The organism is Longimicrobiaceae bacterium (assembly GCA_036375715.1).
Lineage (GTDB): Bacteria > Gemmatimonadota > Gemmatimonadetes > Longimicrobiales > Longimicrobiaceae > DASVBS01.
On record DASVBS010000031.1, the window covers coordinates 222538 to 239927 of the forward strand.

Consider the following 17390-nt stretch of genomic DNA (forward strand, 5'->3'; position numbering starts at 1 on the left):
GTCCTTGGCGTCCGCGGGGGACGGGCGACGCGGCACAGTGACGGAGTCCAGCGCCCCGCCGAGGCGGAACGGCACGAGCCGCGTCACCGGAGGACTGGCAGCTTCAATCGGCGCGGAATGCCGCACACTAGCCAATCCACGCGAGAGGCCAAACGCGGAGGGAATGGGTCGTGGTTGGATCGGAAGTTCTTTGTGTCGGAGAGGTGTTGTGGGATTCACTTCCCTCCGGGTTGTTCCTCGGCGGAGCCCCCTTCAACGTCGCTGGTCACCTCAATGCCCTGGGCGTTGCAGCCAGCATCGTCAGTCGAGTCGGCGTGGACCGCCTCGGTGATGAAGCCCTGCTGCGGATCGCAGCCCGAGGAATCGACACGGGTCTGATTCAACGGGACCCAGAGCTGGAGACCGGGTTCGTCTCCGTCTCCATGACAGGGGAGGGCATACCCTCATACCGGATTGTCGAGCCCGCGGCGTGGGATCGAATTGAGCTCAATGACGGGCTCATCGACCGGACGGCCAGCGCGTCGGCGATCGTCTACGGCTCCCTGGCCCAGCGGCATCCTCGCTCACGCCTCTGTATCGAGCGACTCTGCGAGTTGGCGACCTACAGGGTATTCGACGTCAATCTTCGCCCGCCGCACGAAAGTCCCGATGTGGTGAGCCGATCGCTGCGATACGCCGATCTCGTGAAGCTCAACGAGGCCGAGCTCAGGCAGATGGCTACATGGTTCGACCTGCCTGCCGACGCCCGGGAGGCGGTCACCGCTCTGGCCGCCGAGTTTGGTTGCCAGATCGTGTGCGTAACCAGAGGGAGCGAGGGAGCCGCCATCCTGAATGATGGAAGGTGGTCTGAACACGCGGGATTCGAAGTCCGCGTCGTTGATACGGTAGGAGCGGGTGACGCTTTCCTGGCGGCTGTTCTCTTCGGTCTATCGGCGGGTCGCGAGGATGACGAAATCCTCGAACAGGCCAACCTCCTTGGTGCCTACGTGGCGACACAGCCAGGAGCGATTCCGGATTACCGACAGGAGGTGATCGCTCGTATTCTGGAAGACAATGGGTACAGCCAAGAGGACTGCCGCTTCCTTGTTTGGGGTCGGTTCCCGCGAGCCCTCCCATGACAGGTCCGAGTCTCAGTCGGATTGCGGGTCCGGGTAGCCACGGCCGCAAGGGTGGCGGGCAACGCGGCACGTCATAGACCCGCACGGCATAAATTCGTTGACTTTCGCCTGGGATGTCACGTAACCTCCCCGGCGCCTCCTGCCGCTGTCTTCAGCTCTGGAGACGCTAGGCGGATCACAGGCACTCCGGCGGCCGGTTCACTCGTTCGCCCTGGCGGAGGGAAATCTCGTGAAGCTGCGCGTGCTTTTCACGATCGCCTCGATCTACATGGGGCTCGTGGGCCTCGGTCTGATCTTCTTCCCCACAGCCTTCGGTACCGGGGCGGTTCCCCCCGATCCCTCCGTCGAGCTGGTCTCCTTCCTGCGCCTCTGGGGGAGCCCGCTCCTCGGCATCGCGGTGATGGACTGGATCGCGCGGGACCTCGAACCGAGTCGTGCCCGCGATGCGATCATCATCGGAAACACGGTCGGGTTCGGGGTGATTGCACTGATCGACCTCTGGGGCTCGCTGGGCGGCGGTCGCCCGATCACCAAGGTGTTTGTGGTCGTCCACTTCCTCTTCACCCTCGCCTTCATCTGGATCGGGCGACAGAACCGATCGAGCCGCACTGCCTGACCGTCCGAGCCGCACGGTCGAGCGCCCGCGAGCCCTCCTGAGCTCGCGGGCGCGACTGCTTTTCTCCCGCGGTATTGCTACTGGCGGATCCACCAATCGTGCACGGACACGAGGTGACCGCGGGCGTCAGCCTTCACTCCCTGCAGCCGCTCCGAGATGCCCAGGCGCTCGTCCAGGTAGTAGAGGAACGTGTAGGGCTGCTCTTCGTGGATGATGTGCTGGTACGCCTCCCACAACGGCCTTGCCTCCTCGTGATCCAGGGTGGTCAGGGCACGGAGAACGAGCGAATCCGCCCTTGGGTTGCAGTACCCGGGGTAGTTGTAGACACCTGCGTCGCAGCCCAGGGTCTCGGACGGATCGAACTTGAAGTCCACGCTCCAGCCGGTCACCACGGCTTGGAAATCGAAGCGCTTGAGCCGGTCGATCAGCGAGTTCCACTCCGCCAGGCGAGGCTGGGCGTCGATGCCGACCGCACGCAGGTTGCTCTGCACGATGACGATGATGTCCTCGCGCAGGTCGTTCCCCTGGTTCGTCTCCAGGGTGAAGCGGAACGGCCTGCCGTCGCGGTCCAGCACCCCGTCTCCATCCGAGTCGCTCCATCCGGCTTCGGCCAGGAGCTCGCGGGCTGCGTCCGGGTCGTACGGCCACGGCTCGAGCGATTCGTCGAACTGCCACTGGAAGGGCATGACGTCGGTCACGGCTACCCTTCCGTACCCGAACAGCAGCGCGTCGACGATTCGCTGGCGATCGATCGCCAGGGTGAGGGCGCGGCGTACCCGCGGATCGGCGAAGAGAGAATCCCGCGCGTTCCAGGCAACGAAGGCATACGCGCGGGACGGGTAGCTCACCAGCCGCGCCCCGCGGGTGGCTTCAACCCGCTTGGCCTCCGACGGCGGTACGCCGCGGATCAGATCGACGCGTCCGGTGAAGAGCTCCGCGAGCTCGGTCGTCTGCTCCGGAATCACCCGGAACACCAGCCGGTCGAGGTTCGGGCGGCCAAGGGCGAAGTCGGTATTGGCCTCGAAAACCACCTGCTGGTTGGGCGTCCACGAGACGAACCGGAAGGGTCCGTTGCCGACCGGCGCGCGGTTGAACGGCGCATTCCGCATCTCGGCAGCGCTGACATTCTCGAGCAGATGCTTGGGCATCGGCACCCACTCGAGGAAATCGGCCAGCGCGTCCGAGTGAACCTGGTTGAAGTGGAAGACCACGGTAGAGTCGTCCACCTTCTCCACCCGGTCCACGAACTGGAAATACTGTATGTTGGCGAAAGCCAGGTCGGGGTTCATATACATCTCGACCGACCAGACGACGTCGTCTGCGGTCACCGGCGTGCCATCGTGCCAGGTGATGCCGTCCCGCAGGCGGAAGGTAAGCGTTCTGCCGTCCTCGGAGAGCTCTGCCGACTCCGCCAGGTAGGGTTCGTAGTTCATCTCGTCATCCAGTCGTACCAGGGGCATGTAGAGCATCAACCGGAGCACCTGGCCGGTGTCGTAGTCGGTCGAGGTAAACTGGTTGAAGGAATCGAAATCGCTCACTCGGGAAACGACCGCCGTTCCGCCCTGGACCGGGGTTCCCCCTTCTGAAGTCGAGCCCGGTCCGCCGTCAGGCCCATCTCCACAGGCGGCGAGAAAAAATGGGAGCAGAAAGAGCGGGATGGCTCGTCTGTACACGGTAGGTCTCCGGAGTTCGGGGTTCGATCGGGCGGGACGATGATTTGATTGAGCAAACTACCAAAAATCGCCTGCGAAGATCCGTCAAGCGACCCCGCAGAGCCCATCTTCCTTGCCCGACCCACGCGCCGGTAGCAACGTATCCGGAACCGCCTCTCTCCCGCGCGAACCGGCATCCCCCATGACCGCCCAGCGACCCGTCGAACATCCCATCCCCACGGAGACCCTCGCCGACGTTCTCTGGAGGCGTCTGGACCGTCCCTCCTTCGAGCACTGCCGCGTGCTCCGCGCAGATCCTCTCATCTCCGTCCAGGGTTGCGTCCTTACCGTGGCGGAGGGAACACCCCTGCGGGTCGACTATCTGGTGGTCTGCTCGCCGGAATGGATCACACACACCGCCAACGTCCACCTGACGCACGGGAGGGAGCACCGCGTGATGGAGCTGCGGCGGGGCGATTCCGGCGTGTGGGTGCGGGATGGCCAGGAGGTGCCCGAGATGGAGGGGTTGATCGACATCGATCTCGCGTTGACCCCCGCGACAAACACGTTGCCGATAAGGCGGTTGGGCCTGAACCTGGGCGAGGAAGCGAAGGTCGAGGCCGTCTGGGTCGAGTTTCCGAGTCTCTCCCTGCAGCGGCTTGCCCAGCAGTACACTCGCACGGCCCAGCAGCGCTACCTCTACCAGAGTCGGGACGGCGCGTTCCATGCCGATCTCGACGTGGATGCCGAGGGGGTCGTGGTGAGGTACGGAAACATCTGGGAGCGCGTCGCGCCCACTCCGTAGGCCGGCGAGCGGAAGCGGCTGGCGACCCTGGGCTCTGTAACGAGTGTTGGGCGCGCGGCCGGCTGTCACCCCCCGGTTGTTCACTACCTTGAGTGGATGAAGTGGAGTGTGTCGATCGAGCGGTCCCGTCTTCGTCATGGTCGGGAACGAATCGATGCACCCTCAACCGGAGGACCTGACCATGCGTTACACGTTGCTGCTGCACTACCTCGAGCTGACTGAGGCGGAGCTCGGTGAGGAGGCCATGGAGGCCGGGAAGGCTGCGTTCCACGCTTACGCGGAGGCCCTGGATCGAGAAGGGATCCTGGTGAGCGCCGAGGTGCTCCAGCCCTCACCCGCGACCACCACCCTGCGCGTGCGGAACGGGCGCCTGCAGATCGAAGATGGCCCCTTTGCCGATACGAAGGAGCAGCTAGGGGGCAGCTTTGTGATCGACGTCCCCGACCTCGACGCCGCCCTCGCCTGGGCGGAGAAGTGCCCGGCCGCCGAGTGGGGCGCGATCGAGGTCCGTCCCTCGGCGGTGCGCTTCGAGGCGGGTACGTGGATTCCAGCGTGACCGCTTCGCAACATCAGCAACCCCAGCTACCGGGTTCGTCGGCGGTCGAGGTCGGCGAGGGTTCGGCTGCGTGGGTGCGGGCCGAGCAGGTGGCCCGCACCTCCTACGGCCGTCTAGTGGCCCTCCTGGCCGAGAGCACCGGCGATTTGGAGATGGCGGAGGATTGCCTGGCCGATGCGTTCGCTCGGGCGCTCCGTGTATGGCCGCGGGATGGCGTTCCGCAGAAGCCGGAAGCATGGCTTCTTACCGTCGCTCGTAACCGCGGCCGGGACCTCTTTCGATCCGCCCCTGTCCGGAGCTCGGTCCCCCTCGACCCCGAGGCGGTGGAAGGGATTTCTCCCGCGCTCGAGCCGATCGATCCTGAGGCGATCCCGGATCGGCGCCTCGCCCTCCTGTTCGTTTGCGCGCACCCGGCGATCGATCCGGGAATCCGTGCTCCGCTGATGCTACAGACTGTGCTCGGCTTCGAGGCGCGCGAGATTGCCAGGGCGTTTGTGCTGCCGCCCGCCACGATGGCTCAGCGCCTGGTGCGGGCGAAGCGGCGCATCCGCGACGCCAGAATCCCCTTCGTGTTGCCCGAGCGGTCGCAGATGGCCGGGCGGCTTACGGTCGTCCTGGAGGCGGTCTACGGCGCGTACTCCATCGACTGGGACGGCATTTCCGGACGCCTCCCCCGCGCGGGGATGGCGGCCGAAGCGCACTACCTCGCCGTCACCCTTGCCCATCTGTTGGAGCAGGAGCCGGAAGCCTGGGGTCTCGCTGCCCTGATTTCACTCTCCCGCGCCCGCGCGCCTGCCCGGCTGGATGGCAGCGCCTTTGTGCCGCTGGAAGACCAGGATCCCGCCCGCTGGGACCTGGACTTGGTTGGCGAGGGCGAGCGGTATCTCCGGCGCGCGGCCCGGTTCGGCCGAATCGGCCGCTTCCAGCTCGAGGCGGCGATCCAGTCAGTGCACTGCGCGCGGGCGACTTCCGGAGAGACCGACTGGAACGCGCTCGGCCGACTGTACTCCGGTCTGCTGGCCGTGGCGCCCACCCTCGGCGCCCGCGTTGCTTACGCTACTACCGTGGCCCGGCTGAAGGGGGCCGCCGCCGGGCTCGAGGCGCTCGACGGCATCGAGGATCCTCGGATCGACCGGTTCCAGCCTGCCTGGGCGGCGCGAGCCCACCTGCTGGCCGAGGCGGGACGACTCGAAGAAGCGCGCCGAGCGTACGATCGGGCGATCCGGCTCACCGTCGATCCCGCCGTTCGGCACTACCTGGAGCGGCGTCGGGAGGAAGCCGCGTGAGATCGGGATTCGAGCCAGGCGGCGCGAAATCCGCATCCGGGCCCGGGTACGATGTCCTGCGTCGGGCTTGCCAGACGAGCGGCACGTGATGCGGCGCGTCGGATCAGATTGGGGTAGCCGCCGGTGGTCAGAGATGCTCGGGTGCGGAGCCACGCGGAGCGCGGTCGGGATGAACCCGCAAAGGCTGGCGCCGTGGCCCGGGTGGCGCGAGGGTGCCGTACGTGTATGGCTGTCCCTGACGCTTCTCTGCTCCGTCCTCGCGTGTGGTGAATCCCCGCGCATTCCTGCGAACGCGGCGTCCGGGGGCGCGGACTCGGCGGCCGAGGTTGCGAGTTCCCCGTCCGAGGGTGCAAACGCCGGGTCCAAGGTCGCGGGCTTGCCGGCTTCGCCTACGCCTGACTCGGCTGAGTCGCGGACGCCCGCTACGGAGCCTCCGCGGGCGCAGGCTTCTCCCTTGCTCGCGCTGGACCCCGAAGGTTTGCGGCTGGTGGATCGGGAGACGGGCCGGGCGCGCTCCATCGCTTTCGGCTCTCCGGGTGACTTCGTCGTCGAGGTGACCTCCCTGGCCCTCGGGGCGCCGTTGGAGAGAGGCTCTTCCCGCGATTGCGGAACGGAGGATGTCTCCTGGGAAGAGGGTCTCAGCGTCACCCTGCGCTCCAACCGCTTCGTCGGCTGGTTCGTCCGCGGAGACGCGTCCTCCCTGACGACCATGAGTGGAATCGGGGTGGGTTCTACCCGCGCCGAGCTGGAGAGCGTGTACGTGGCGCAGGTCGCTCCGTCGTCTCTCGGCACCGAGTTCACCGCGGGTGGCATGGCCGGGCTGCTTTCCTCCACCTCCCCCGATGCGCGCATCACCCGTCTGTGGGCGGGGGAGGTGTGCCTGGGGAGGTAAGATCCCACCCTCTTGAATCCTGCCGGACGCCGCGAGTACTTTGACATCCCGGCCTCATCGCAGGCCACGCCGGTCCTACCGTCCCACGCCGGTCGCACCATCCCCGGCCGACCTGCCGAGTCGCGTCGACGCGGCGATCCCATGAGAGGAGACGATCGATGATTCCACCTACGCTCGAGCGCGCCGCGATCGTCGCGGTGATCTTTCTGAGCGCCTGCGGCGATTCCCAGCCGGCGAGCGACCGGGCCTCCGGGGCCGATTCCGCCCAGGCGGCCGAAGCGCTTTCGCCTGAGGGATACCGCTATCTCTCCCAACCGCTGGTCACCGAGATCTACACCGCCGATCCATCGGCGCACGTCTTCGACGGCCGGATCTACGTCTACGGCTCGCACGACATCGACGGCGACACACCCGCCGACGACATGGGGTCCCACTTCGAGATGAGGGACTATCAAGTGCTGTCGATGGATAGCGTTGGTGCTCCGGTGACGGTACATCCGGTAGCACTCGACGTCGACGACGTTCCCTGGGCGGATCGGCAGATGTGGGCGCCGGATGCCGTCTTCAAGGACGGTACTTACTACTTCTACTTCCCGGCCAAGGACACTGCCGGGATCTTCCGCATCGGCGTTGCGACCGGTGACCGCCCGGAAGGCCCGTTCGAGCCGCAGCCGCAGCCTATCCAGGGGAGCTTCAGCATCGACCCGGCGGTCTTCACCGACGAGGATGGCACCAGCTACATGTACTTCGGCGGGATCTGGGGCGGGCAGCTCCAATGCTGGACGACGGGCGAGTACGATCCGAATTGCCAGCGCACGGACCACCAGGAGGAGGGTCAGCCGGCGCTGATGCCCAAGGTTGCCCGATTGAGCGACGATATGCTGCAGTTCGCCGAGCCTCCGCGCGACGCCGTGATCGTGGATGAGCAGGGGAGGCCGCTCCTCGGGGGCGACACGGAGCGGCGCTTCTTCGAGGCGCCGTGGATGCACAAGTACAACGGGCAATACTACCTGAGCTACTCCACCGGAGACACCCACTACCTCGTCTACGCCGTGGGCGACTCGCCCTACGGGCCGTTCACTTATCGCGGGCGCATCCTGGAGCCGGTGCAGGGATGGACCACCCACCACTCCATCGTAGAGGTGGATGGCCGCTGGTACCTGTTCTACCACGACACCCAGCTCTCCAACGAGACGCACCTGCGCAACATCAAGGTCACGGAGCTTACGCACCGTCCAGACGGCACGATCGAGACGATCGACCCCTTCATCCGCTGACCTGCCGAGCCCCTGGTCGGCCCGGGTGGATCAAGACTACCGCCCGCTTGCCCACGCCGGGGCGACCGGGGAGCGGATGCGGCACGGAGCAACCGACCCAGGCCGACCAGGGAGCTATTGCACCACGCTCTCGCGGCGTCGTCGGCCCTCGGCAAGAGCCGGGCAGGTAGGAGGCGGAAAAAGGACCTTGGCGAAGATCATCCCCGGGCCGTATCTGGCCCGGGGACCAATGGTCGGTCCGGTCAGGCTTTTGCGTGAGCTCTCTGCGGTTTCCGCCCCGCGGCGGCAGTTGCTGACCTTCAGATCCACTCGATGCACGCATGAGCAGAGCACCCGGTAGCTTCTCCAGGATTCCGATGGAAAACGCTGCGCGCCAGCTCAACAAGAGCGCGGGGCTGTACCTTTCCGAGTCGCAGCAGAGAGGGCTGGCCGTCGGTCTGTTCGTGGGCACCGTGGCTGGCTTTGCCGCCCTCACCTGGGGGTTGGGGGTCGCCCTGCGTCGTCACCTGAAATAGGCGGTCACCGCGGCGCGTCGGACCTTCACCAAGGCCGCCACGCGACATCGATTCCCACACTCGCTCTGCATCGGTGTCATTCCGTCTGCTGCCCGCGCTTATCACCCTGCTCGCGGTCGGCTCCGCCTTCGCGCAGCCCCTCCAGGCGCAGGCGGAGCGGTCGCTTTTCGACGGCACCTCCCTTGCCGGCTGGGAAGTCAGCGACTTCTTCGCGCCGGGCGAAGTGGAGGTCCGGGAGAGGGCGATTTATCTCCGCCAGGGTGACCCTCTCGCCGGAATCACGTGGACCGGCGAGTTCCCCACGATCGACTACGAGGTCAGCCTCGAGGCGATGCGCGTGCGGGGGAGCGATTTCTTCAGCGCGATCACTTTCCCGGTTGGCGAGGAGCACTGCACCCTGGTGATGGGGGGCTGGGGCGGGAGCGTCGTCGGTCTGAGCAGCATCAATGGCGCGGATGCCTCCGAGAATGAGACGAGCCGCTGGGTGCGATTCGAGAACGGTCGATGGTATCGGGTGCGGCTGCGCGTCACCAGGGAGAAGATCGAGGCCTGGATCGACGACGAATCGGTGGTGGACTTCACCCACATCGGACGGCTCCTCTCGGTGCGTGTGGAGGTGGTTCCCAGCCAGCCGTTCGGCATCGCCACCTGGATGACGGAGGGTGCAGTGCGCGACATCCGCCTGCGGTTGCTCCAGCCGGATTCCTGAGGGCGGCAGGCACCCGGGCTCGGCCCCGGGGCACGCACGCGCGATGATTGCCCGGCTCCGCAGACGATTGCCCGCTACAGAATGGGCCGTGCCCTTCCGATCCCTGCCGCACAGGGCGTGCGGCGCTTCCCGCTGCGAGCTTCACCGTGCAGGAGGTGCAGTATGATCCGCCTCGCCCGCTCGTTCGCACTCATCCTCTTTGCCCTTCTCACCGCCGGTACGCTGCTGGCGCAGGAGCCGCCGCCGGAGCCAGAGCCGGGCAGTGAACCCGGGATCTGGATCGCCGATGCCAGCGGGGAGCTGCGACCGGTACCGCCGGTCGCCGCGACTTTCCTGCGTGAGGAGAAGGATGCCGGAGGGGAGCTCGTACTGCTGATCGAACGCTTCGAGGGCACCGTGACGGCAGCGCTTTCCTCGGGTCAGCTCGGCGTCACCCGAGTTCGCCAGGCGCTCGCCCAGAACGGCGTGCCGGCGCAGCGTGTGAGCTCCGAGTTGGCGTATGTGGAGCCACGCTACCGTCCGCTCATCCTGACCGGCAGCCGTCCCTTTCCGGAGCGACTCGGCTTCGATGCGGCGTACCTGGTCAAGGTTCGCCTGGCGAAAGGGTGGGACCCGGGCCGGTTGATCGACGCGGCGTTCGGCGCGGGTGCCACGCGGGTGCTGTCGCTGCGCTGAGACGGCGGCCAGGCAACCGGGCACGGGCAGCGCGGTTGCCGGGGTAGCCCTGACGGCCGATCTTGTCGTCGGCCTCGCACTACCCGGAATCCACCGTTCTGCCCGACACCTCGATGCGTCTCACATACGCTGCGGCTCCGCTTCTGCTCTGCCTTCTCTCCAGTTGTGCCTCCACCGCTCCTGGCTCGCCTTCCATCGGCGTCGGAGCGCCGCCACCGGAGGGCGCGGAAGTGCTCTTCGACGGCACGCGCGAGATGCTGGACGAGAAGTGGACGTACTGGGAAGGGCCGCGCTTCTCCTCCTCACTCCCCATCAAGTGGCGCATCGTGGACGACCCGGTGGACGAGGGGACGGTTTTGATGAGCTGGGATCCCGCGGCGGAGGGCGGGCTCTACGGCGCGGCGGACATCGTCACCCAGAAGGAGTTCAGGGATTTCCAGCTCCACGTGGAGTTCCTGGTGGCGAACCCCGGCGGCAACAGCGGCGTTTATCTCCAGAACCGCTACGAGATCCAGATACTCGATGGCGATTCGACGGCCCACGGTATGGCGGCCGTGATCAACGAGGCGGCGGCACCGTATCACCCCTATCGCGGGGCAGGCCAGTGGAACGCCTACGACGTGCGGTTCCGCGCCGCGCGCTTCGAGAACGGCGTTCGCACCGAGCCCGCAATGGTCACCCTCTACTTCAATGGTGTAAAGGTCCACCAGAACCAGCCGATCCAGCGCGTCTGGGGCGGCCCGAATTCCGGCATCGACGGGGGGAACGACGAAGGGCGGGGGATCACGGACACTCCCGGCGGAATCAAGCTCCAGGCCGAGGGACACGACGTACGCTACCGCAACATCTGGATTCGGGAGCTGAACCTGGAGGAGCCGAATACCGACTTCTGATCAGGCTGACACCCGGCAAGTAAACCCGCGGGATGCTTGATCTCTCCTACGACGCCGGCTTCTCCACGAATCTATAGCTCGCGTGCGTGTCGTAGTCGATTCCGTGCTTGCGCTTGAGCTCCTGAATGTACGCGAGCGTAACGCGTGTGTGTGGACTGGCGACGCCGTCCCCGTAGGGCTCGCAGGTGTGGAGCAGAATTTCCTCCAGGCATTCCGAGAGCGTCATGCGCTTGTGGACAGCGAGGTCCTCCAGCAACGCGGCCAACCGCTTCTCCAGGCGCACCGGCACGTCCACCCGCTCGATCTCCACCGGATCGCCGACGTGGTAGATGGAATGACCGAACGATAGCCGATAGCCGTTCAGGTCCTCGACCAGGTAATCGCGGATGCCATAGTCCCGGTCCCCGGGGGGCTCTATGATGCGCGCCCCCCTGCTCGCCTGCATTGCGTGCAGGCCATCCGCATCGTCCACGACGATCGCCACCGCAAGCCCCGCCGGTTGGGGCACGCCCAGTTGGAAGAAGAGGACGATCTCGTCCAGCCGCACTCCGCCGAAGGTCGGGGGCTCACCCCAGGTGAACTCTTCCTCGAACCCCAGGACGGACGTGTAGTAGTCGATCGCGGCGCGTATCTCAGGGACGGTCAGGACCGGGTGGAGGCGATCGCTCTGGACCGGCGTGGGCGGTGGGTTGGACATGGTTCCTCCTGGAGAGGCGGGGGGAGGCGGAAAGACGATCGGCGCCACTGCCATCACCTTGGCGGCGGCGCCGATCGCAAGCAATGCCTTTGCTTCGAAGCTCAGTCGTAGCGGCTATCCATCCGCAGCTCCTCCTCCACCGGCCGGACCTCGATCGATCCGATCCGCGCGGACGGCCACCCCGCGGCCACCTCGAGCGCCTCCTCCCGGTTCGCCACCTCGATCAGGAAGTAGCCGCCGATGTACTCCTTGGCCTCGGTGAAAGGGCCATCCGTGATCGACGGCTTCCCGTCGCGTACCCGCACGGTGGCCGACTTGCGGGCGCTCTGCAAGGCGTACGTCGAGACCAGCTTGCCGCTGCGACGCAGGGAATCGACGTAATCCAGCGTCTCCTGCCTGAGCCGATGCCACTCCTCTTCCGAGAGGGCATTCAGCTTCGCTTCCTCCTCGTACGCGAAGCAGAGAAACTTCATCGCGTCACCCCGCGGTTACGGGCACTCGATCACGCGCCCAGTTCAATGACTCCAGGTAGATGTCGGGGAGCTCGAACGGCGAGATGGCCACCGAGGCGGCCAGGGCCGTCATCCTTTCCCACTCCGCCGCCTCGTACGATTCCGCCAGCTGCAGCCATACGGCGTACGGTCCGTCGCGCTTCAGCAGCGCGGTCTTCACCTCCTCCGCCAGGTCCACCCGTTCGAGAAGCTCCGCCATCGGCATGCGCAGGAGCGCATCCATCAGTGAAAACAGCCCGACCATGAAGAGCGACCCCGCTTGCTCCCGCTTACCCGCCGCTTCTCCCAGCCGTTCCAGCAGCCGACCGCGCAGCACCGCGGCGTGTACGAGCTCGACGTCAGTCGCCTTGCCGCGCGCCAGTGACGAGGCGAAGAGCAGCGCCAGCCAGCGGTGCAGCTGCTCCCGTCCGAGCAGGCGGATCGCGTGCATGATCGACTCGATGCCGCGCCCACCGCCCGCGGCGGCGTTCACCATACGCAGAAGCTTGTAGCTGAGGGAGGGGTCGCGGCGGAAGGTCTCCTCGATCTCGATGTCGGAGGTCCCGTCATCGCGCAGGCGGTTCATGAGCTGCAGGATGGCGAGCTGATCCGCCGAGATCCCCTGACCGGAGATCACCTCGGGACGGGCGAAGAAGTATCCCTGGAAGAGCTCGAAGCCGATCTCGCGACAGGCGTCACGAACCTCCGCTGTTTCCACGCGTTCGGCCAGCAGTCGCACCGGCTGACCGCGCAGCCTGTCGGCTACCGCCCGCAGCTCTTCCATGGGCCGGTTCAGCACGTCGACTTTAACGATGCGCGCGTGCGGAAGCAGCGCCTCGTGCGGCCCGCCCGGTTCGTAATCGTCGAGCGCGAGTTGGTACCCGGCCTGCGCGAGGTGGGCACAGGCGCGGGCGACCGGCTCGTCGCCGAGCACGTCTTCGAGCAGCTCCACGATCACCGTCTCGGGGTCGAGCAGGTCGTAGGAGCCGCTCAGGAGCATCTGGCGGCTGAAGTTCAGGTAGGCGGTGTGACCGCGAGTGATCCGGTCGAGGCCGATTTCGAGGAAGGACTGGACGATGACATCGAGCGACATCTGCTCGGTGCTCGTCCCGTCTGCGCTGGAGCTCTGGGCTCCGCCCCGGTAAAGCAGCTCGTATCCGTGCAGCTCACCGGCCGCGTCGAAGATCGGCTGCCGCGCAACAAAGAGTTCCAAAGAGACCCCACAGCGACCGTTCCTCCCCGGACGAGGAAGTCAGCGGGCGACGTCCTCCACGAGGCGGATGACCTCGGTCATGTCGAATGGTTTGATCAGGTGCGGCCGATCCGCCAGCTGCACCCCGGGATCCGGAGCCGCGTCGGACATGAAGATCGTCCGCCCTTTCAGCTCAGGGTTCTGGTCGAGGTGCCGGAGCAGGTCCGACTTACCCGCCATTCCGAGATCCGCCAGGACGACGTCGAACGGCTGCTGGGTAGCGAGGCGCAACGCCTCGAAGGCATCCACCGCCTGGACCACCTCGTGTCCGTGCCGCCCCAGGAAGAGCGTGATGGCCAGCCGCAGAGTGGGCTCGTCATCCGCCACGAGCACGCGCAGAGGGCGAGTCGGAAGGCTGCGAAGCCGCGGCCGCGGTGTGCGCCGAGCGACCTGGGTCGGGACCGGCTCATAGCGCGGCAGGCGAAGATAAAAGGCGCTCCCCCGTCCGTCCACGCTGTCGGCCCACAGGTGCCCGCCGTGCTCCCGCACGATCGAGTGCGCGACGCCCAAGCCGATCCCCGCTTCCGCCTCCTCCAGCTCCAGCGAGCCAAAGAGGTGAGGCAGCTTGGAACGCGGGATCGCCGGGCCATTGTCGATCACGCTGAGAAGCACTCCGTCGCTGGACTCACGCGTGCGCACGGTCAGGCGGGCATCGGGCACGCCGTCGAGCGTTCGCTCTGCCCGGATCACCAGTGCCAGCACCGCGCGCTGGATAGCTCCGCGATCGCCGCAGATCTGGGCGAGACCCGGGTCCAGATCGCGTCGCACCTCGATTCCGGAGGTCTCGAGGGGGTACTGGCGCAGCATCAGGATCGTGTCCACGAGCTCGTTCAGGTCGAGCGTGCCCCCGGACGGCCGTAGTTGCTGGTCCGCAAAGCCCAGCAGGTTGCCAATGATGGTGGCGATCCGGTTGCACTCCTGGCTGACGATCTCCAGGGCCTGCGCCTGCTCCGGATCCTCCGTTTCGCGCGCGACGAGCTGGGCGAACCCTTTGATGCTCGCGAGCGGATTGTTGATCTGGTGCGCGACGCCACCGGCGAGCTCGCCCACCGCGGCAAGGCGCTCCGCGCGCTTCCGCCGGGCCACCTCTGCCGCCAGCACTGTGCGATCCTCGATCAACACGAAAGCACCAAGGGTGCCTCCGAAGATGAACGATCGGACTCCCAGGCCCAGACGCGCATCTCCCCAGGCCGTCTCGCACGCGAAGGCGATGCGGCCCGCCATCATTCCGGCGCGGTACCGCTCGCCCCACCCCTCCACCTCGAGCTTCGGCATGACCTCCCGGAAGAGGTCCCGGCCGATCAGCTCGGCCGCCACGGCGTCCAGGCGCAACTCGGCCACGTTGTTCAGGTAGCCGATGCGCCCCAACCCGTCGAGCAGCAGGACGGCACCCGGAAACTGGTCCAGTAGCCCGAGCGGCATCGTGGAAAGCGCCGCAAGACTGCCCACCAGTAGCTCCGGACTCTCGCTACTGGCAGCCTGATCAGGGGGGCCGTAGACGGCTTGGTTCATCACTGCCCCAGCTTCTCGATCAGGTTGACCGCGTCCGTCATGTCGAACGGTTTGACGAGATACGGCCTACCGGTGGTGATTCCCTGGGAGGTGCGGGCGCGGCCGAGGTCTCCGGTCATCAACGCCGTGCGACCGCGAAGGGTAGGCATCGCCTCGAGCTGCTCGAGCAGGTGCAGGCCGTCGCCGGGCATGCGGGCGTCGACCAGGGCCGCGTCGAACTGCTGCTCCTGCGCCAGTCGCAGCGCCTCGTAGGCATCCGCGGCCTGCACCACCTGATGACCTCGTCGCCCCAGGAAGAGGGCAATGGCCAGGCGGAGCGTCGGCTCGTCGTCCGCTACCAGCACCTTCAGCGGGCGTGCGGGGGTGGGGGCGACCGGCGCCGGAGAAGACTCCGGGAGCGGTGCGGCCGTCGGGCCGCAGCGGGGCAGTCGCACGAAGAAGGCGGCTCCCCGGCCTTCCTCGCTCTCGGCCATGATCTGGCCGCCGTGCTCGCGGATGATCTGCGCCGAGATCCCCAGCCCCAACCCCGAGTCGCGGCCCTGGCCGGCCACGTATCCATCGAAGATGTGGGGTAGCTTCTCGCGAGGAATCCCCGGTCCGTTGTCCACGACGGAGAGGACGACCCCTTCGGAAGACTCACGCGTGCGGACGATCAGCAGGCGATGGCCGGGCTTCGACGCGAGCGCTTGCTCGGCGTTGACGATCAGGTTGAGGATCACCTGCTGCAGCGCACCCGCCTCTCCCATCACCGAAGAGAGGTTCTGGTCGAGGTCGCGGCGTACCTCGATGCCCGCGGTCTCGAGCGAGTAGCGCTGCAGCTCCAGCACGCGCTCCGCCTCGTGGGTGAGGTTGACCGGCTCGCGGCCGCTCACCCCCTGCTGACGCGCAAAGCTGAGGAGGTTCTCCACCACCCGCGCGATGCGGGTGCTCTCTTCCACGATGATCTCGAGCGCGCGCTGATGCTCGGCGCCGGTCACCTCCCGGGCGAGGAGTTGCGCAAAGCTCTTGATCGAAGCGAGCGGATTGTTGACCTCATGCGCGACTCCGGCGGCGAGCTCTCCCACAGCCGCAAGGCGTTCAGCACGGCGTCGCCGCTCTTCCTCTTCCGCCAGCAGCGAGCGGTCCTCCAGAACGAGCACCCCCCAGAGGTTCTCGCGGATGGTCAGGGAGCGCAGCCCCATCCACAGGCGCAGCTCTCCGCTGGGGCCGGCAAGAGTGCCGTCCCACTCGAAGCGGGTTTCGCCCGTCTGCATCTCCCGTCGATAGCGCTCGCCAAGGCCGGCCTCCTCCAGCTCCGGGCAGACCTCGCGAAAAAAGTCGAGGCTCACGATCTCGGCGTCCGCGCGGCCCAGGAGCGTCGTGGCCACCGGGTTCACCCGGACGACCTGCCCCTCCGCGTCGAGGAGCAGAACCGCCGCCGGGAGCGTGTCGAGCAGCACGAACAGGTCCCGCGCTTCGGGTTGCGCAGAGGGACTCGTCGGCTCGGCTTCCGACGTGGGTCCAGAATCGCTCAGCATATGACTCCAGGAACTCGTTCCCAGTGGATATACAGGGTCGCTCCGTGTGCGGACGGAGGTCGAACCTGGCGGTTACGGCGGAGGGAGATAACTGCGTGGATGGACGACGGGCGTGCTCCGGATTCGCAAATCCAGGCCGCGACGGCAGCACTGAAATCATACGGCGTGTCAGTCGCCCGAACAAGCCTCCCCGGCCGCCAGCGAATGCGAGCGGTGCCTGCGCCGCAATGGCGTCGGGCACCTTGGAATCCGCAAATCCGAGTATCGGCCGGTCACCCCCTCCGCTGGAGGGGGGAGGCAAGTCACTGGCGTGGAGCGCCGCGACGTGTATCCTACTCCCGAAAAGTGATCACCTGCTCCCCGACCTGTCCTCATCCATGGACGACCTGCGTTATCCGATCGGACGGTTTCGTTACGACCCGAGCGCCGGCGAAGAGGCACTCGGAGCTGCTATTGACCGGATCGCGGAGGTGCCCGCGCGGCTGCGGGAGGCTGTTCAGGGTCTGAGCGACGCGCAGCTGGACACTCGCTATCGACCCGGCGGATGGACGGTGCGCCAGGTGGTTCACCACGTGGCCGATAGCCACATCAACGCCTACGTGCGGCTACGGCTCGCGCTCACCGAGGAGACGCCCACCGTCCGACCCTATCAGGAAGGACGTTGGGCCGAGCTCGAGGACGCGCGTACCGCGCCCGTGGGAGTTTCGCTCAGATTGCTAGAGGTATTGCATGAACGCTGGGTGCGGTTGTTGAGGGCTCTGCCGAGCGATGCCATGCAGCGCCCCCTCCATCACCCGGGTCATGGGCAGCTCACGGTGTCTTTCCTGGTTCAGATGTACGCCTGGCACGGGCAGCACCACGTGGCGCACGTGACCCGGCTGCGCGAGCGGGAGGGCTGGTAGGCACCCGCCTTGCAGCGATCGAGGC

At 66.7% G+C, this 17390-nt stretch carries 18 protein-coding genes; 12 read left to right on the forward strand and 6 right to left on the reverse strand.

From position 1 onward, the window contains the following. Positions 1-206: 206 nt before the first annotated feature. Entirely contained in the window at positions 207-1118 is a 912-nt protein-coding gene (locus tag VF167_06440) for a carbohydrate kinase (protein ID HEX6925048.1), read from the forward strand. 229 nt (positions 1119-1347) lie between these two features. Next, complete coding sequence (locus VF167_06445) at positions 1348-1734, forward strand: hypothetical protein (GenBank protein HEX6925049.1); 387 nt, start codon at positions 1348-1350, stop codon at positions 1732-1734. Between the two features lie 77 nt (positions 1735-1811). On the opposite strand, the gene VF167_06450 is transcribed toward VF167_06445, so the two are convergent. Then, positions 1812-3272, reverse strand: coding sequence for a peptide-binding protein (locus VF167_06450; GenBank protein HEX6925050.1), 1461 nt, complete (start codon positions 3270-3272; stop codon positions 1812-1814). A gap of 316 nt (positions 3273-3588) precedes the next feature. Here VF167_06450 and VF167_06455 point away from each other — a divergent pair, with 316 nt between their 5' ends. The 9 genes from VF167_06455 to VF167_06495 all read left to right on the forward strand — a co-directional run bounded on the left by VF167_06455 (position 3589) and on the right by VF167_06495 (position 10994). Then, complete coding sequence (locus tag VF167_06455; GenBank protein ID HEX6925051.1) at positions 3589-4191, forward strand: putative glycolipid-binding domain-containing protein; 603 nt, start codon at positions 3589-3591, stop codon at positions 4189-4191. A gap of 181 nt (positions 4192-4372) precedes the next feature. Then, positions 4373-4747, forward strand: coding sequence for a YciI family protein (locus VF167_06460; GenBank protein ID HEX6925052.1), 375 nt, complete (start codon positions 4373-4375; stop codon positions 4745-4747). Further along, positions 4744-6033 carry a DUF6596 domain-containing protein gene (locus VF167_06465; protein ID HEX6925053.1) on the forward strand — a complete coding sequence of 430 codons (1290 nt, stop codon included), beginning with the start codon at positions 4744-4746 and terminating at the stop codon, positions 6031-6033. Before VF167_06460 ends, VF167_06465 begins: the two co-directional genes overlap by 4 nt. A gap of 454 nt (positions 6034-6487) precedes the next feature. After that, on the forward strand, positions 6488-6925 hold the full coding sequence (locus tag VF167_06470; GenBank protein ID HEX6925054.1) for a hypothetical protein: 438 nt from the start codon (positions 6488-6490) through the stop codon (positions 6923-6925). A 158-nt stretch (positions 6926-7083) separates the two neighbouring features. Next, the gene (locus VF167_06475) at positions 7084-8202 is read left to right on the forward strand and encodes a glycoside hydrolase family 43 protein (protein HEX6925055.1); all 1119 of its coding nucleotides are present in this window, start codon (positions 7084-7086) and stop codon (positions 8200-8202) included. Between the two features lie 320 nt (positions 8203-8522). Beyond that, positions 8523-8717, forward strand: coding sequence for a hypothetical protein (locus tag VF167_06480; GenBank protein ID HEX6925056.1), 195 nt, complete (start codon positions 8523-8525; stop codon positions 8715-8717). Positions 8718-8790: 73 nt separating this feature from the next. Beyond that, a complete protein-coding gene (locus tag VF167_06485) occupies positions 8791-9426 on the forward strand; it encodes a DUF1080 domain-containing protein (protein HEX6925057.1) in 636 nt (211 codons plus the stop codon). A 162-nt stretch (positions 9427-9588) separates the two neighbouring features. Next, positions 9589-10101, forward strand: coding sequence for a hypothetical protein (locus tag VF167_06490; GenBank protein ID HEX6925058.1), 513 nt, complete (start codon positions 9589-9591; stop codon positions 10099-10101). Between the two features lie 113 nt (positions 10102-10214). Next, positions 10215-10994: a DUF1080 domain-containing protein gene (locus tag VF167_06495; protein HEX6925059.1), complete on the forward strand. Its 780-nt coding sequence runs from the start codon at positions 10215-10217 to the stop codon at positions 10992-10994. A 46-nt stretch (positions 10995-11040) separates the two neighbouring features. On the opposite strand, the gene VF167_06500 is transcribed toward VF167_06495, so the two are convergent. From VF167_06500 to VF167_06520, 5 genes are all read right to left on the reverse strand, one after another. Continuing rightward, positions 11041-11691, reverse strand: a complete 651-nt coding sequence (locus tag VF167_06500) for a VOC family protein (protein HEX6925060.1) — start codon at positions 11689-11691, stop codon at positions 11041-11043. 101 nt (positions 11692-11792) lie between these two features. Beyond that, positions 11793-12164 (reverse strand): YciI family protein, encoded by a 372-nt coding sequence (locus VF167_06505; GenBank protein HEX6925061.1) that lies wholly within the window; start codon positions 12162-12164, stop codon positions 11793-11795. A gap of 4 nt (positions 12165-12168) precedes the next feature. Further along, positions 12169-13395 (reverse strand): EAL domain-containing protein, encoded by a 1227-nt coding sequence (locus tag VF167_06510; protein HEX6925062.1) that lies wholly within the window; start codon positions 13393-13395, stop codon positions 12169-12171. Between the two features lie 39 nt (positions 13396-13434). Beyond that, entirely contained in the window at positions 13435-14946 is a 1512-nt protein-coding gene (locus VF167_06515) for an ATP-binding protein (GenBank protein ID HEX6925063.1), read from the reverse strand. Beyond that, positions 14946-16463 carry an ATP-binding protein gene (locus VF167_06520; protein ID HEX6925064.1) on the reverse strand — a complete coding sequence of 506 codons (1518 nt, stop codon included), beginning with the start codon at positions 16461-16463 and terminating at the stop codon, positions 14946-14948. Before VF167_06520 ends, VF167_06515 begins: the two co-directional genes overlap by 1 nt. A gap of 377 nt (positions 16464-16840) precedes the next feature. Here VF167_06520 and VF167_06525 point away from each other — a divergent pair, with 377 nt between their 5' ends. After that, positions 16841-17365 carry a putative metal-dependent hydrolase gene (locus VF167_06525; GenBank protein HEX6925065.1) on the forward strand — a complete coding sequence of 175 codons (525 nt, stop codon included), beginning with the start codon at positions 16841-16843 and terminating at the stop codon, positions 17363-17365. The last annotated feature ends 25 nt before the right edge of the window (positions 17366-17390 follow it).

Bases quoted from the DNA above. Each gene is read 5' to 3' on its own strand.
- VF167_06475 (HEX6925055.1), top strand. From the start codon at position 7,084: ATGATTCCACCTACGCTCGAGCGCGCCGCGATCGTCGCGGTGATCTTT.
- VF167_06480 (HEX6925056.1), top strand. From the start codon at position 8,523: ATGAGCAGAGCACCCGGTAGCTTCTCCAGGATTCCGATGGAAAACGCT.
- VF167_06490 (HEX6925058.1), top strand. From the start codon at position 9,589: ATGATCCGCCTCGCCCGCTCGTTCGCACTCATCCTCTTTGCCCTTCTC.
- VF167_06495 (HEX6925059.1), top strand. From the start codon at position 10,215: ATGCGTCTCACATACGCTGCGGCTCCGCTTCTGCTCTGCCTTCTCTCC.
- VF167_06460 (HEX6925052.1), top strand. From the start codon at position 4,373: ATGCGTTACACGTTGCTGCTGCACTACCTCGAGCTGACTGAGGCGGAG.
- VF167_06500 (HEX6925060.1), bottom strand. From the start codon at position 11,691: ATGTCCAACCCACCGCCCACGCCGGTCCAGAGCGATCGCCTCCACCCG.
- VF167_06505 (HEX6925061.1), bottom strand. From the start codon at position 12,164: ATGAAGTTTCTCTGCTTCGCGTACGAGGAGGAAGCGAAGCTGAATGCC.
- VF167_06525 (HEX6925065.1), top strand. From the start codon at position 16,841: ATGGACGACCTGCGTTATCCGATCGGACGGTTTCGTTACGACCCGAGC.
- VF167_06455 (HEX6925051.1), top strand. From the start codon at position 3,589: ATGACCGCCCAGCGACCCGTCGAACATCCCATCCCCACGGAGACCCTC.
- VF167_06515 (HEX6925063.1), bottom strand. From the start codon at position 14,946: ATGAACCAAGCCGTCTACGGCCCCCCTGATCAGGCTGCCAGTAGCGAG.
- VF167_06520 (HEX6925064.1), bottom strand. From the start codon at position 16,463: ATGCTGAGCGATTCTGGACCCACGTCGGAAGCCGAGCCGACGAGTCCC.